The 13,481-nt window shown below is 68.6% G+C and carries 15 protein-coding genes and 1 pseudogene; 7 read left to right on the forward strand and 9 right to left on the reverse strand.

What is annotated here, in order from left to right:
• Positions 1-23: 23 nt before the first annotated feature.
• Together ACWEIJ_RS09510 and ACWEIJ_RS09515 are read right to left on the reverse strand one after the other, a co-directional pair.
• Entirely contained in the window at positions 24-368 is a 345-nt protein-coding gene (locus ACWEIJ_RS09510; protein ID WP_449836692.1) for a hypothetical protein, read from the reverse strand.
• 65 nt (positions 369-433) lie between these two features.
• Positions 434-691, reverse strand: coding sequence for a hypothetical protein (locus ACWEIJ_RS09515; RefSeq protein WP_449836693.1), 258 nt, complete (start codon positions 689-691; stop codon positions 434-436).
• Between the two features lie 73 nt (positions 692-764).
• Here ACWEIJ_RS09515 and ACWEIJ_RS09520 point away from each other — a divergent pair, with 73 nt between their 5' ends.
• A complete protein-coding gene (locus ACWEIJ_RS09520) occupies positions 765-1,577 on the forward strand; it encodes a helix-turn-helix domain-containing protein (protein ID WP_449836694.1) in 813 nt (270 codons plus the stop codon).
• 8 nt (positions 1,578-1,585) lie between these two features.
• Entirely contained in the window at positions 1,586-1,765 is a 180-nt protein-coding gene (locus ACWEIJ_RS09525; protein ID WP_449836695.1) for a DUF397 domain-containing protein, read from the forward strand.
• Between the two features lie 7 nt (positions 1,766-1,772).
• Here the strand turns inward: ACWEIJ_RS09525 and ACWEIJ_RS09530 are convergent, their stop codons facing one another.
• The 7 genes from ACWEIJ_RS09530 to ACWEIJ_RS09560 all read right to left on the reverse strand — a co-directional run bounded on the left by ACWEIJ_RS09530 (position 1,773) and on the right by ACWEIJ_RS09560 (position 10,150).
• Positions 1,773-2,147 (reverse strand): hypothetical protein, encoded by a 375-nt coding sequence (locus tag ACWEIJ_RS09530; protein WP_449836696.1) that lies wholly within the window; start codon positions 2,145-2,147, stop codon positions 1,773-1,775.
• Positions 2,148-2,472: 325 nt separating this feature from the next.
• Positions 2,473-4,221 carry a glycosyltransferase family protein gene (locus ACWEIJ_RS09535; RefSeq protein ID WP_449836697.1) on the reverse strand — a complete coding sequence of 583 codons (1,749 nt, stop codon included), beginning with the start codon at positions 4,219-4,221 and terminating at the stop codon, positions 2,473-2,475.
• Positions 4,218-4,742, reverse strand: coding sequence for a hypothetical protein (locus ACWEIJ_RS09540; protein ID WP_449836698.1), 525 nt, complete (start codon positions 4,740-4,742; stop codon positions 4,218-4,220). The genes ACWEIJ_RS09535 and ACWEIJ_RS09540 overlap by 4 nt, the downstream gene beginning before the upstream one ends.
• Complete coding sequence (locus ACWEIJ_RS09545) at positions 4,739-6,622, reverse strand: glycosyltransferase family 4 protein (protein ID WP_449836699.1); 1,884 nt, start codon at positions 6,620-6,622, stop codon at positions 4,739-4,741. Before ACWEIJ_RS09545 ends, ACWEIJ_RS09540 begins: the two co-directional genes overlap by 4 nt.
• Positions 6,619-7,398 carry a class I SAM-dependent methyltransferase gene (locus tag ACWEIJ_RS09550; RefSeq protein ID WP_449836700.1) on the reverse strand — a complete coding sequence of 260 codons (780 nt, stop codon included), beginning with the start codon at positions 7,396-7,398 and terminating at the stop codon, positions 6,619-6,621. Before ACWEIJ_RS09550 ends, ACWEIJ_RS09545 begins: the two co-directional genes overlap by 4 nt.
• Positions 7,395-8,984 carry a methyltransferase gene (locus ACWEIJ_RS09555; RefSeq protein ID WP_449836701.1) on the reverse strand — a complete coding sequence of 530 codons (1,590 nt, stop codon included), beginning with the start codon at positions 8,982-8,984 and terminating at the stop codon, positions 7,395-7,397. Before ACWEIJ_RS09555 ends, ACWEIJ_RS09550 begins: the two co-directional genes overlap by 4 nt.
• Positions 8,981-10,150, reverse strand: coding sequence for a hypothetical protein (locus ACWEIJ_RS09560; RefSeq protein WP_449836702.1), 1,170 nt, complete (start codon positions 10,148-10,150; stop codon positions 8,981-8,983). Before ACWEIJ_RS09560 ends, ACWEIJ_RS09555 begins: the two co-directional genes overlap by 4 nt.
• Positions 10,151-10,423: 273 nt before the next feature.
• Here ACWEIJ_RS09560 and msrA point away from each other — a divergent pair, with 273 nt between their 5' ends.
• From msrA to ACWEIJ_RS09585, 5 genes and pseudogenes are all read left to right on the forward strand, one after another.
• Positions 10,424-11,083: a peptide-methionine (S)-S-oxide reductase MsrA gene (gene msrA / locus ACWEIJ_RS09565; protein WP_449836703.1), complete on the forward strand. Its 660-nt coding sequence runs from the start codon at positions 10,424-10,426 to the stop codon at positions 11,081-11,083.
• Positions 11,084-11,174: 91 nt separating this feature from the next.
• Entirely contained in the window at positions 11,175-11,891 is a 717-nt protein-coding gene (locus tag ACWEIJ_RS09570) for a DUF433 domain-containing protein (RefSeq protein WP_449836704.1), read from the forward strand.
• A gap of 10 nt (positions 11,892-11,901) precedes the next feature.
• Positions 11,902-12,318, forward strand: a complete 417-nt coding sequence (locus tag ACWEIJ_RS09575; RefSeq protein WP_449836705.1) for a PIN-like domain-containing protein — start codon at positions 11,902-11,904, stop codon at positions 12,316-12,318.
• A gap of 25 nt (positions 12,319-12,343) precedes the next feature.
• Positions 12,344-12,457 (forward strand): annotated as a pseudogene (locus ACWEIJ_RS09580) (peptide-methionine (S)-S-oxide reductase MsrA); the annotation flags it as partial.
• Positions 12,458-13,408, forward strand: a complete 951-nt coding sequence (locus ACWEIJ_RS09585; RefSeq protein ID WP_449836706.1) for a hypothetical protein — start codon at positions 12,458-12,460, stop codon at positions 13,406-13,408.
• Positions 13,409-13,481 lie beyond the last annotated feature (73 nt).

The following is a 13,481-nucleotide window of genomic DNA, read 5'->3' on the forward strand; positions in this document are numbered from 1 at the left end:
CCGGCCAGGAAGTACTGGTCAGATCAGATGTCGACGCCGGCGTTGGCGTGCGGCGGACCCTGCGGCTCGTTGAGGCCGAGCAGCGTCGAGGCCGGCACACCCATGGCACCCGCGTCGACGTTCTCGACGAGCGCGTTGACGTCGATGTCCTGCGCGTTGATCGCCTGGATCTTGCCGGCGGCGTCCTTGGTGTTCACCGACGCGAGGTCGCCGACGCTGGCGACATCGCCCAGCTGGCCGCCCAGATCGGGCGTGGTCGCGACGTTGGCGTCCGCGGTGTCCGCGTGCGCGATGCCGCCCAGGCCGAGCATGACGGTGGCGCTGCCGAGGGCAACAGCGGCCCCCGTGATGGTCTTCCTGAGGTTCATGGGCGCGAAGGTGTCGTGTTCGACCCCTCTACATCAAGCTCCGTAACTCAGGCGAGGGAACTTCTTCATCCTTTGAGGGGACGCCACTCCATCGCGACCGTGCAGACCCGCTTCTCGCCGCGCCACACCGAGATCGCGTACAGACCCGCCTGCGTTCCAGCGCGAGCCATGAAGTCCTGGGCGCACTCCACGGTGTACCGCTGCCGCCAGTCCTCGCCTTTCCTTATGTACCAACCGTGGTCGACGACCTCCTCGGCGTGCTCCAGCCTCAGCCCGCCGCCGGGCAACCGCCGGTGGTACTCGATGCGGTGGAGATGGTCCATGCGAACGACGGTCCTCACTGCACCTGCGAAGTGAGAATCTCAAACTGCGGATCTTGCCCGTACCGTTTGGACCGTGGCTGAACCCACGTTCCGGCAGCAGCGCCTGGGAGAGGCGCTGCAACTGCTGCGTGAACGCGCGGGCATGAGCCAGCAACAGGTCGCCGAGCGGCTGCTCTACAACGTCCCCAAGATCAGCCGCATCGAGAACGGCCAGGTGCCGGACATCCACGCGTTGCGAGCGATGCTCGACCTCTACGGCGTGATCGGCGACGAGGAAGCGCCGTACATCGAGATGTGGGAGCTGGCCAAGGAAAAGGGCTGGTGGAAGCAGTATCGCCTGGAGGATCAGGGCTACATCAGCTTGGAGCATGACGCGTCGGTGATCAGAGAGTTCCAGTCGAGCTATGTCCCGGGCATGGTGCAGACCAAGGGGTACATGCACGCGGTGTTCGCCGGCGCTCGTTCGCAACGGTCCAGGAAGTGGATCGACGATCAGGTCGCGGTTCGTGTGCGGAGGCAGGAGCGTCTGACCGGCGACAGCCCGGTGCGCTACCACGCCATCATCGCGGAGTCCGCACTTCGCCATGCAGATCGCGAGCAGTTGCTGCACATCAACAGAGCTGGCTTGCTCCCCAACGTCACAGTCCAGGTCCTGTTGGACGCGACCGGCCTGCACGACGGGCACAACGGGCCTTTCACCTTGCTCGACTTCCCGTTCGCCGGACATCCGCAGGTGCTCTACGTGGAGCACGCGGGAGGCTCGATGCACATAGAAGACCCCAGCCGCGTGAAGGCCACTACCCTTACCTTCAAGCACCTCTCGAAGCTGGCGTTGACCCCGGAAGAGTCCGCCGTGTGGATCGAGAGGTTGGCTGCCGAGAGGTAGGGGTTCAGGTGTGGCGCAAGAGCAGCCGCAGCAACAACGGCGGAAACGGCAACTGCGTCGAGATTGCGCTGAATGGCGCAGTCGCGCGCGTGCGCGACTCCAAGAACAAGACGAGTTCCGTCGTCGCCGCGCCCAACTGGGCAGCGTTCATCGGCGCCGTTAAGCGCGGCGACTTCGAAAAGGACTAACGGTGAACTAGGCGATCGCGCCGGGCGGCAGCTTCAGCTTGAACGGAAGCGTGGTGACCACCGCCAAATCCGAAGCGGTCGCCTTCATCAACGTCGGAGCGTTGCGCGCGCCGGGCTCAGGCAGGTCCAGCAGCCTGTCCACGGCCTCGGTCAACGGTCCCTCGTAGATCCACACGGCTTGCGCCGGGCGGGCCGAGTCGCGGACCGCGGGCAAACGCCCGGCTCGCGCCTCGGTCTCGGACCAGAACAGGATCGAGTCGATGAAGCCTCTGCGCTGCTTGAACGCCATGATGCGGTCGAGCTGCCCGGCGTCGTCCCTCAGGTGGAGGAACTGGAACCCGCTCTCGCGCAGCTCGATGACCTTGCTCAGTGCGTGGTCCATGGCGCACCTACCCCTGTGAGGTCCCCTTCGGGTGACCGTTCAGTCATACGACCCGAAAGGATCGTACGGTAAGTCAACGTTCGTCCGTAAGCCGTAGTCCGAACGAGTATCTCAATTGGTGGACGTTTGTGGCTTAGGGTAATCACTGGCGTCCTTGTTGGGGGAAACGGCCAGGAGGGCCATTACGGTTCGCGTCAGGAACGCCAAACCGCCCAATGTGACTAATGTCACGCTGATCCACATGTGTCGCCTCCGAGTGGTGACTTACACAAGTAGTAGACGTGTAGCACTCGCGGCGGGTTGCAGCTCGGACCGACTCGCGTTCTTAACAGATCGAGGCCCACACTCGTTGTGGATGGAGATCCACCGGCCTGACCGGCGGGTCCGGCAGCTGGCGTTGCAACAACACCTGCTGCACGAGTACCGACGACTCCGCCGAACGCCAGAAGACGTGGTCCTCCAGACCCTCCAGCAACGGGTCCGCCGTCCAGCCGCCCAGCTTGTCGAGCACCGGGCGGCGCACCAGGTAGCCGCAGCCGAGGTACGGGATCTGCGCCAACCGGCGCCGTTCCAGCGGCAGCGCGGCCACCAGGCCGGACTTCGGGTCGCCGATCGGGCAGTGGGCGACGTCCGCGTCGGCGGCCAGCAGGCGTTCGACCAGGTGTCGTGAGGCGCGCAGGCCCGCGTCCAGCACCAGCACGTGGTCCGCTGCCGAGCGCTCCAGCAGGCCGTTGCGGGCGACGCCACGGCCCAGCGGCATCTCGTGGTGCAGGACGGCGGTGGCATTGCTCCGCGCCGGGGCGGGTGTGCCGTCCGCGCACAGCAGGATCCGTTCCGGTTGGACCGTTCCGCCGAGCAGGTCGAGGACCAGTCCGTCCGGGTCGGGTTCGCCAGGGCGCTGCACGATCAGGACGTCCACACCGGACCCCGGCGTCACGGGCCGGTGGTCCTGCCAGTCGCGACCGGCGGCGCGTTGGGCGAACGTCGTCCGTTCCACGGCCAGCGCGCACGCCATGGCTTCGGCCTCGCTGACCGAGCGGCCGAGGGAGGCGGCGCCGGCGAACCTCGGGTCCCACGACGGCGTGTCGACGGCCAGCGGCTTCTCGGTGGGCACGGCGGCGGGTTCCGGCAACGGCGGCAGCGGCGCGACCTCGGCGCGACCGTCCACCAAGGACGTCGCCAGGGAGATCAGCGTCTGCGCCGAGCCGTGCATGTCCAGGACGTTGCGCACGAAGTCGTAGCCGGCGGCGCGCAGGTCGCGCTCACGTCCGGGGTCCGAGGCCAGCGCCGCGGCCACCGCGCCCAGCGAGGTCGCGGAAGCCACCACCAGGTGCTTTCCCGGCAGCAGTGGTTCGACGTCGGTCGACGGCTCGGTCAGCACGACGCAGCCGTTCGTCAGCGCCTCCAGCACCCGTACCCACTCCAGCGCCTTCGACTGCTCGCGGTGCAGGTTGATGAGGAAACGCGAGTTCGCGAGGTGCGCGAACTTGGCCTCGCCGGGCAGGAAGTCGATTCGCTCGGGCCCCATCGGCTCGTGCGGCGGGGTCAGCAGCCGGACGCGCAGCTCGTCGAGATCGCGCGAGTAGCCGTTGAGCAGCAGAGAGCGCCGTCGTTCCGCTGTACCCAGATAGGTGACGTCGATCGAACGGTCCGCCTCCGGGTCGCCGCCCCACCTGTCCCACAACGGGGTGTACCCGAGCTGGAAGTGCTCGACGGCCACACCCCGGCGCCGCAGTTCCTCGGTCGAGTCGACGTTGATGTCGACGGCACCCGCGAGCGAGCCGACCAGCGCGGCGGTGCGGTCGAACGTCATCGTGCCGGGGTGCTCGACGCAGAACGCGATGGTGCGGCGCAGCAGCTCCGGCGCGGGACGGTCGGCGACCGGCGTGACGTAGAAGTACTCGTGCGGGACGACGACGTACACGGTGTCGGAGTCGGGCTCGGGGAAGCGGCCACGCGCGGTGCGCGCGCGGCCACCGGCGCGTCGCACGGCGTCGGCGACGACCTCCAGCAGCTCCTCCATGAACACCGAACCGCCCACCGCCGAGACGAGGCAGAGGTCGGGCGAAGTCATCGGGACTTCCTGCGAACGGCGCGCAGCGGTGCGGTGACCCGCCAGCTGATGGTCGCGCGGGTGGCTGCCAGCTCACGGGCGAGGTGTGCGGCGCGGGCCTCGGCGGCGGCGATCCGGTCGGCGCCACTGGTGGAGGTGGTCGCCACCGGAGCGGACGGCTCACGGCCGCCCAGCACCACTTCGGCGTCGAGCAGCCGCAGCCGCAGCGCGTCCCGCTCGGCACGGGTGCCGGTCAGCTCGTTGCGCAGCGCGTCGCGTTCCTGACGAGCGGTGGCGAGCTCGGCGCGCAACGCGTCGATGCTCGCCGTCTGCTCCTCGGAACTGCGCACGGTGTCCGGCAGCTCGGCCACCTGAGCGGCGAGGCGGTCGCGGTCGGCCATCAGCTCGCGGGCCGAGTCGTCGGCCTCCCGCAGCTGGGCGAGCAGCTTTTCCCGTTCCGACACGAACACGACCCGTTCGGCGCGCAGCCTCGTCAGTTCGGCGCGCACCGGACCGGGCAGGTCGCTGAGATCGTCGTTCATCGTTCCCCCTGGTTCGCGATCTCGGACAGCACGTCGGAGTACTCGTCCGCGTACCCCGTCGGGTCCAGCCAGTCGCTGAGCTTGGCGAACGCGTTGTCCGCGAACTCGCGGCGGCGTTCGGCGGGTGTGTCGAGGGCGCGCAGCAGCGCCACCGTCAGCGCGTCGGCGTTGTTGGGCTCGAACAGCCAGCCCGTGCGTCCGTCCTCGATCATCTCGCGTGCCCCGAAGACGTCACTGGCCAGCACCGGAAGGCCGCAGCACACGGCTTCGAGGATCGAGCGCGGCAGCGACTCGATGTCGGAGGCGTTCACGAAGAGGTCGGCCGCGTGGAACCACGGCGTCGGGTCTCGCTGAATCGGCACGAGCCGGACCGACTCCTCCAGCCCACCCCGTTCGACGAGGTCGTCCAGCGCCAGGCCGTACGGCGTCGGGTGCTGTCCGACGATCGCGACCACGAGGTTCCCGACGACGTGCCGCACCCGCTCCGCGGCCGCGATCAACCCCGCCTGCCCCTTGCGAGGCTCGACGACACCCACGTTGAGGAGCAGCAACGCGTCCTGCGGTACCCCGAGCCGCTCCCGCGCCTCACGACGCCGGTGCTCGCTGATCCGCCCGCCGAAGCGGACCATCGGCGTGCCGTAGCGAATCGTGCGGCAGCGTTGCGGCGTCGAGTGGCCGACGAACATCTCCCTCGTCGCGTCCGCCACGAACAGCAGCCGGTCGACCGCGCCGAGACTGCGTTCCCACCGCTGCTTCACGGTGGGCGCGAGGCCCGCGGGACCCCAGTTCTGGAACGAGAAGTCGGGCAGTTCGAAACTCTCGTGCACGACCCACGCCGTCGGCAGGCCGGCACGCTTCGTGGCGTCCGCGGCCGAGAACGCGCCGAGGGTGTTGACCAGCGCGACTCCGGCGCCGGACGCGCGGGCGAGCAACGCCAGCTCGCTGACATGGCCTTCGTACGAGGCGATGTCGCCGATCCGGTAGTGCGACGTCAGGTGCACCGGCACGCCGAGGGCCGCGCAGTCGTCCCGCAGCGGTCCGTCGACCGGAGTCACCACGGTCGCGCGCCAGTCGTGCTTCTTCACGAGCCCGGTCAGCAGCTCCTGCAACCACAGCTGGCCGCCACCGATCGCGAGGCTGTGCGTCAGCACCAGCACGTGCTTCGGATCGCGTCGATCGCTCACGTGCTCCAGCAAGCGAGCGGTCTGCTCTTCCAGCTGGTCCGCCAGCAGTTCGTCCGCCGCATCGCCCGCGGGATTCCGCACGGTCACGAACCGCGTGGGCGAAGTCCACTCACCCGCGCCGTGCGTCGTGAGCCGTACGCGGACGGAAACCCGGCGCGCGCCCCCCGGCGGGAGGTCGACCGGTACCCGAGCCTCGAACCCGCTCACGACGGCGTCCGGGAAGTCCGGGAACGCGGCGCCGACGTCCGGCCGCGGCAGCCGGGTCCGTGCGCGCGTGACGCCACTTCCCTCGACGAAGACCTCGACCATGCTCGGCGCGCGGCTGTTCAGCATCGCCCAGCCGGTGACCAGGACCAGGTCACCGGTCACCTCGGCGTCGGGAGCCGGTCCGTCGAGCTCGACCAGCGCGAGCGGATCGTCGCCCTCGTCGCTGCCGACGATCACGACCTCCTGGGCCAGCAGCTCCCCGGCAGGTCCGATCACGCTGACGGACTGAACTCCGTTGGGCACCGGCTTCGTGGTGTGCGCGGCCCAGCCGGTCGCGCCGTCCGGGGCCTCGCCGTGCTCGCGCAGGTTCGCCACGTGACCCGCGATGTGCACGGTCACGTCGGCGAGCGCGATCCCGCGGACCCAGCCGCGCAGCTCGAACTGATGTCCGACCGACCTGGCAGGCAGTTCGACGAACGCGCTGGTCATCGCCGGACCTTCAGCACCGCGTTCGCGTCCTTGACCAGCACCATCACGTCCTGGTGCACGTCCCACGCGGCCTCGTGGTAGCCGACGAGCCGCAGGTCGGGGGTCTCCAGCGCCTTCTGGATCGCCCAGCCCGGCGAGCTCAGTGAGATGCCGTAGCCGTCCTGACCGGGGTAGTCGGCGTAGCCGAAACCGGACGCCTGGTACGTCGCCAGCACGCGGTTCGCGGCGGCGTCGGTGAGCCCGTAGCTGTAGTTGAACTGCTCGCCGTTCTCCATGCGCCACGCGACTCGGCGGCCGTGCGTCGTGAGCACGGCGACACCACCCGGCGCGAGCGCCCGCCCGACGTAGCGGAGCAGCGGAACCCACTGCGGGGCGTCGAGGTGCGTGAGCACCGAACCCGACCAGATGAGGTCGACGTCCCGCACCTGCTCGATCTCGTCCACGTCGATCGCCGCGGCGAGCGGCTGGGCGTCGTAGGCGTCCACGCAACGCTGGACGGCGGCGGGATCGAGATCGCACGCGATGAGTTCGGCCTTGGGGAACGCGGCGCGGAACGTCCGCAGCACCCGACCGTAGCCGCAACCGAAGTCGAGCACCCGCGCCGGATCCGGTCGTCCGGCGTTCTGCAACGCGCTCAGCACCGCGCGCAACGCGTCCCGCGCAACGCTGAAGTAGTGCTCGTCGTTGCCCCCGTACATCGAGTCGTTCTCGACGATCGTCCGGTCGACGTCGGCGAACACCCTGTCGACGAGCGAGTCCAGTTCGCTGCCGTTCATCCCGTACCCCCAACGAGCTCGGCGAGGCGGTTGCGCCAAGCCATCCTCAGGTAGTCCTGTTCGCGCCGCAGTCCGGCGCCCTTCGTGGCCCCGCAGATCCGCACGGCCTGGAACCGCGCCTCCCGCTCCACCGCTTCGTCCACATAGGACGGAGCGTGACCGAGCAGCACCCCCAGCCACCCGGCCAGATCCCGCACCGTCGTGCGCTCACCGGCTCCCCGCCACCCGGCGGCGGCGAGCTTGTCCGCCGTGAGCAACAACCCGCGCTGCTCCACGTCCTCGACGCTCATGCCCTCGACACACCACTCGAGGTCGATCGCCACGACCTCGTCACCGCTCACCAACAGGTTGTGCGGCAACAGGTCCCAGATCGCACCGCCGAGCTCCTGCACGCGCGCGTGCAGGACGGCCCGCCACGTGGTGAGCAGCTCCTCCACCCGCCACGGTTCCCGTGCGAGCAACGTCAGCAACGGCGTGCCCTCGACCAGCGGCTCGTCGTAGGCGCGCACGGACACGTCGTCCTCTACCTGAGCGACGAGCGGGGTGCGCCGGACGACCTGGGAGCCCAGGACCTCCGAGCGGCTGCACCAGCGCGCGGCCCTGTCCGTGTTGAAGTAGACGGCGAGCCGGTCGTCCGGCCAGAGCGGACTCTCGCCGGCACCCGTCGTGGCGATGACGAGGAAGCTGTTCCACGCCTCGGCCGCGAGTCCCGCGCCGACGAACTGGTGCCACAGCGCCGCCTCGTCGACCGGGCGCGGTTCGTCGAAACCCCAGTCGGGGCTGGGGAATCGGGGAAGTTCCGTGGCGAGCTCCGGGTGCTGGTCGGACAGCTCGGCCGACAGGACCGTGCGGGTGATCTTGTAGTCGGGGAAGCAGCCCAGCGTGCGCGCCGGCCGGAAACCCGCGCCGGACAACAGGTTCTCCAGCGGCCGGCGGGCGAAGGTCCTGGCCGGGCCTTCGCCCGGATAGCCCTGCACGCCCTCCCACCGCACACCCGTGTGGTCCTCGTGCCCGCCGGCGAGGTACTTCACGCCGAGCTGGTTCTCGATCGCGAGCACCAGGGTGCCGCCGGGCTTCAGCTTGCGCCGCAACGACTCGAGGAACGCCGGACGGTCCTGCACGTACTCGAGCACGCCGATGACGAACACCAGGTCGTACGCCGGTTCGTCCGGCACGTCCTCGACGGTGCCGACGAACACCTGCACGTTGTCGAGGCCGGCGACCCGGCGCGCACCGACGCGGGCCCGCGCCGCCACCGGCTCGACCGAGTCGACCAGCGCGAGGTTCTCGCCGAGGTAGCGGGTGACCGCACCGCAGCCGGACCCGATCTCCAGCGCCACCGCGTCGGCCGGCAGGTCGAGCGCGCGCAGCACGTTCGCACGTCCCCGGTCGAGGTGGTACTGCTCGGCCCAGGTCTCGCCGGCCGCGTGGTGGAGCTCGTCGCTCAACGAGCTCCGGTCGGACGCCTCGGCGATGATCGCGCCGACGAGCTCCTCACCGCCGTCGAGATAGGTGATCTCGCCGTGGTCACCGAGCAGCAGACAGCCGTCGCGTTCGGGCAGACCCAGCTTCCGCAGCGGGGTCATTGAGCGGGGAAGGCCTGCAGCGCGGCCTGCGTCTGCCGCTGGTAGCTGCCGCTCAGAGCCGCTTCGTTGCTCACCGGCACCTGCTGCACGTTGACCCGGACGACGTTCTTCCCGGACGCCCAGATACCGCGGTAGATGCCCGCGTCGTTGCCGACCTTCTTCTCGAAGATCAACGAGAGCGGCATGTCCGGCAGCGGTTCCTTGATGTACACCAGGCCCTGCGACTCCTGGTACGCCTTGAGCTTCGCGACCAGCGTGGTGGCGTCCTGCTCGCTCTGCGTCGGGAAGACCATCACCGAGAACTCGTCCGACGTCGGGCCGAGCTGGTCGGGTTCCTTCTTGGCGGACTTGAACGGGACGTTCGTGACGTTCGCCGCGGTCAGCAGATCGATCTCGCCCTGGTCCAGCAACTTGGTCTCGAGCAGGCGGGGCCCCTTGGCGACCTCGACCTTGAGGTCCTTCTTGCCGCCGGGCTGCGGGATCTGGTCGAGCAGGATCTCGAACGGGTCGGTCGGCTTCGGCTTGCTCGTCGTGGTGGGCGTCTGCGAGGTCGACTGCGCCTGCGTCTCCCCGCCACCGCCCTTGTTGTTGACCAGGAAGTACACGCCGGTGCCGATGCCGCCCAGCACGAGCACGACCAGCAGGACGACGAGGATCTTCTTGCCCGCGCCGGAGGACTCCTCGTCGAACACCTCCGGACCGTGCGCGACCCAGCCGGGGCTCGGCTCGGAGCCGAAGCCGTTGTCACCGGTCAGCCACGGCGGCGGAGGGACGGCGCCGCCCTGCTGCGGGGGCCCGGACTGCCAGCCGCCCTGCGGCTGCACCGGCCGGACGTACTGGGTGCGCTCGGAGTCGGGGTTGCGCGCTCCGGTGTTCACCACCTGGGTCGCATCGGGGTTCGCGGCGGCGTTCGGCGGCTGGGGCGTGACGACCTGCGTCGCGTCCGGGTTCACCACCGGCTGCGGCCCGGACTGCGGCCCCGCCGGGGGCGGCGTGGCGGTCCAGCGGAACGGTGCGTTCGCCGCGCCCTGGTTGAGCGGCGACGGTGCGGGGGTGCCGGCCGACCCGGAGAGCACCTCGTCTCGACGCCGACGGTAGTCGTCAGCGGAGATACGGCCCTCTGCGAGGGCGTTGTCCAGCTCCCGCAGTTCGTCTTGCCACGCCATTTCCGCCCCTCCAGTGATGCTCAGCGAACGTCATTGTGACTCACGGGAACAGCTCTTCGGCGTCCGCCCCGTGATGTCAGCGACCCAGGACTGTCTTGATCTTGTACAGCTGCCCGTGTGACGAGATGAGGACGGTTCCGCCCTTCGTTCCAGGCGCATCCCGGCGCCGACAAAGTACCGGTGATCACTGCCTCCCCGCCCGGGAACGGACGATTGTTACCGTTCACGCTCTGTAACGCCTCTCACGTGCGCGGCTGAGTAGCATTCGGCGACATGGCGATCTTCGGTCGTGACAAGAAACCCGCTGAGGTTCCGCTGCCGGGCCGCGCGACACCGCTTCTGCCGCCGGAGTTCCACGCGGTCTTCCCCGACCGGTCCCTGACGCCGCCCTTTCCCGGCGGGCACCGCACGATCGTGCTCGGCATGGGCTGTTTCTGGGGCGCCGAACGCCTGTTCTGGCAGACGCCGGGCGTGTGGTCGACCGCCGTGGGCTACGCGGGCGGCACCACGCCGAACCCCACCTACGAAGAGGTGTGCTCGGGGCTGACCGGTCACGCCGAGGTGGTCCTCGTCGTGTTCGACCCGTCCGAACTGCCGCTGCAGACGTTGCTGCGGGTGTTCTGGGAGGGGCACGACCCGACGCAGGGCATGCGGCAGGGTGCGGACGTGGGCACGCAGTACCGGTCGATCGTGCTGTACGCCGACGAAGGGCAGCGGGTCACGGCCGAGGCCTCCCGGGACGTCTACCAGGAGGCGTTGAGCGAGTCCGGGCTCGGGCCGATCACCACGGAGATCGTGCCGCTCGGGGAGTTCTACTACGCCGAGGACTACCACCAGCAGTATCTTTCGGCCGCAAAAAACCCATATGGGTACTGCGGCCTTGGCGGTACGGGCGTCAGCTGCCCCGCAGGACTGAAGGTCACCGGGAGCTGACTGCGACCCAGGTCACCTGATCAACGGAATCTCCGCACTTCTGTTCGAAGCAACTTGCCCCGAACAGGCTCTTCTGTGCGATCGTGGCGTCGTGGGCGAAGTAGTTTCACTGTTGGATCGACCGGTCTACACCTTCCGCGAGGTGGATCGGCTCCTCGGACTGAACCAGGACACAACACGGCGATGGGTTGACGGCTATCGCCGCGCTGGTAAGCACTACGCGCCCATTGTTAGGGAAGAGTCCACTGGAGACCGATGGGTTACCTGGGGTGAGTTCACCGAGGTTCGCCTGTTGAGCGAGTACCGGGACCTCGACCACATCAGGATCCAGAAGCTCCGCATCGTTGTTGATCACCTGCGTCAGGAGTTCGGGCACAGGTACCCCCTGGCCTATGCGCAGCCGTTCTTGCTTCCGAACGGGCGCGAGATCCTCATGCGCGCTCAGCACGCCGCCCAGCTTGAGGACGATCTCTTCGTTGTCGTGCGCACGGGTCAGCTTGTCGTGACGCCACGGGTGGAACGGTTTGTTCGGGCAGCGACTTACGAGGTAGATCCTGTTCGGCCGCAAGAGGGGAAGACCATCGCGGTGCGGTTCCAAGCCGATCCGCGATACCCGGACGTGGCGATCGACCCGGAGCACCGCAGCGGACGGCCCACGATTGTCGGGCGAAGCATCCTTGTGACGACTTTGGCCGAGATGGTGTTCGCAGGTGACCAGGTCGAAGACATCGCCGCCTGGTACGAGCTGACCCCTGACCAAGTTCAGCAAGCGGTCGACTTCACGGCCACGCACAACCTGGTGGCTTGAGGCAGTTTCGATGGAGCTCGACGACGTCCGCTTCTTCGTGGACGAGAACACCCTCGCATTGGGCAAGGCAATCGCAGGGCTGCGTAGGGACACAGCCCTGATCGGCCGACCTCCTGTGGATCAACTCGTGGACCTTGGCATGCAGGACATCGAGTGGATACCGCTCGTGGCCTCACGTGGCTGGGTGGTGATCACGATCGATCATCACCTGCGCACACGACCACACGAGGCTGCTTTGGCTCATGAACATGGCTTGAAGTGCGTGAACTTGCGGGGTGCTGGAAACCTTGATCGTTGGTCGCAGCTGGTGCGGCTGGCGATCCACTGGGACGCTGTAGAGCAATTCATCAAGGAGCGCCCTGATGGGCCGTGGTGGCTCTCGTTGACCAAGAACGCCCGCCATGAGTACCCCTACAAGCCTTCCTAGCGGTATGCAGGGTCTATGTGACAAAGCCGAGGACTACCACCAGCAGTACCTGTCCGACGCCAAGAACCCGTACGGCTACTGCGGTTTGGGCGGCACGGGTGTGTCGTGCCCGGTCGGCCTGAAGGTCGCCGGCCAGTAGGTGGGGGCGAGGACCGACTTCTTCGCCGACGTCGTGCAGACCGGCACGATCCTCGGCGTCGACGCGAACCTGAGTCCCGACGCGGTGGCCGCCGTGCTGGGCGACGACTTCGGCGAGAACCGGGACGGCCGGACGTACTGGCGGTCGTACGGACTGGTGGAGATGTCCTGGTACGAACGGAAGCGCGGCCTTGGGCTGATGGGACAGCACTGGGCGGTGCAGGCGCATCGGCTGGCGTACGACCTGCCACTCGATCGGGCGATCGTGGCCAGGTACGGACCGTTCAGCGGGCTGCAGATGTTCGACGAGCTGCGGGACGAGCTGGCCCGGCGCGGGGTCGCGCTCGTCGCGCTCGGCGGGCCCGAGTTCGGGCATCAGCGGTACTGGCAACCGGACGCGCAGGTCACGTTGTACGTGTCGGTGGAGGACGAGCCCGGCGCTGTGCGGAAGGTCTTCTCGGCGTTCGGCGAGGACCACACCATCACGTTCGAGGGCGACCACCGGGCGGTCTGGCAGCAGCTGAAAGAGGTCTGCGCCATGCCGGTGGCGCAGCGCGTTCGGTGGGCCGAGAAGAAGAGGCCGGACGACTTCCGCTCGTGGTGGCGGTACTGCGCGCGGTTGACGGCCGTGCGGACCGCGGAGGACGAGGTCGGGGACCGGGCCGCGTTCGTGGAGTTCGCCTTCTGGATGTGGGAGTACGGGCTCGCGCAGCACGTGTTCACGCCCAGGGAGGTCGCCTACCGGCGGGCCGAGTTCGCCGCCCGGCTGGACGAGCTCCACCCCGAGGTGCCGCTGCCCGGCCACGACGTGCTGGTCGACGCGTGCCTCGACCACGTCGGCGAGCTCATGACGCGGGACGACAGGAACCTCGTCGACGCGGCGAAGCTGCTGAGCCGCGGCCTGAAGGATCCGCGGAGGTTGAACGAGGTCCTGCGGATCAGCAGAAGATGATCCCGCACGGCCGGGTGGTCGTGGTCGTGGCGGGCGGAGGTGGACGCGTGGTCGTCGTGGTGACGGGCGGCGG

The organism is Lentzea sp. NPDC004789 (assembly GCF_053601075.1).

Excerpts from the sequence above, each read along its gene's own strand:
- ACWEIJ_RS09510 (WP_449836692.1), bottom strand. The coding sequence starts at position 368 with ATGAACCTCAGGAAGACCATCACGGGGGCCGCTGTTGCCCTCGGCAGC.
- ACWEIJ_RS09515 (WP_449836693.1), bottom strand. The coding sequence starts at position 691 with ATGGACCATCTCCACCGCATCGAGTACCACCGGCGGTTGCCCGGCGGC.
- ACWEIJ_RS09530 (WP_449836696.1), bottom strand. The coding sequence starts at position 2,147 with ATGGACCACGCACTGAGCAAGGTCATCGAGCTGCGCGAGAGCGGGTTC.
- ACWEIJ_RS09535 (WP_449836697.1), bottom strand. The coding sequence starts at position 4,221 with ATGACTTCGCCCGACCTCTGCCTCGTCTCGGCGGTGGGCGGTTCGGTG.
- ACWEIJ_RS09540 (WP_449836698.1), bottom strand. The coding sequence starts at position 4,742 with ATGAACGACGATCTCAGCGACCTGCCCGGTCCGGTGCGCGCCGAACTG.
- ACWEIJ_RS09545 (WP_449836699.1), bottom strand. The coding sequence starts at position 6,622 with ATGACCAGCGCGTTCGTCGAACTGCCTGCCAGGTCGGTCGGACATCAG.
- ACWEIJ_RS09550 (WP_449836700.1), bottom strand. The coding sequence starts at position 7,398 with ATGAACGGCAGCGAACTGGACTCGCTCGTCGACAGGGTGTTCGCCGAC.
- ACWEIJ_RS09555 (WP_449836701.1), bottom strand. The coding sequence starts at position 8,984 with ATGACCCCGCTGCGGAAGCTGGGTCTGCCCGAACGCGACGGCTGTCTG.
- ACWEIJ_RS09560 (WP_449836702.1), bottom strand. The coding sequence starts at position 10,150 with ATGGCGTGGCAAGACGAACTGCGGGAGCTGGACAACGCCCTCGCAGAG.
- msrA (WP_449836703.1), top strand. The coding sequence starts at position 10,424 with ATGGCGATCTTCGGTCGTGACAAGAAACCCGCTGAGGTTCCGCTGCCG.
- ACWEIJ_RS09575 (WP_449836705.1), top strand. The coding sequence starts at position 11,902 with ATGGAGCTCGACGACGTCCGCTTCTTCGTGGACGAGAACACCCTCGCA.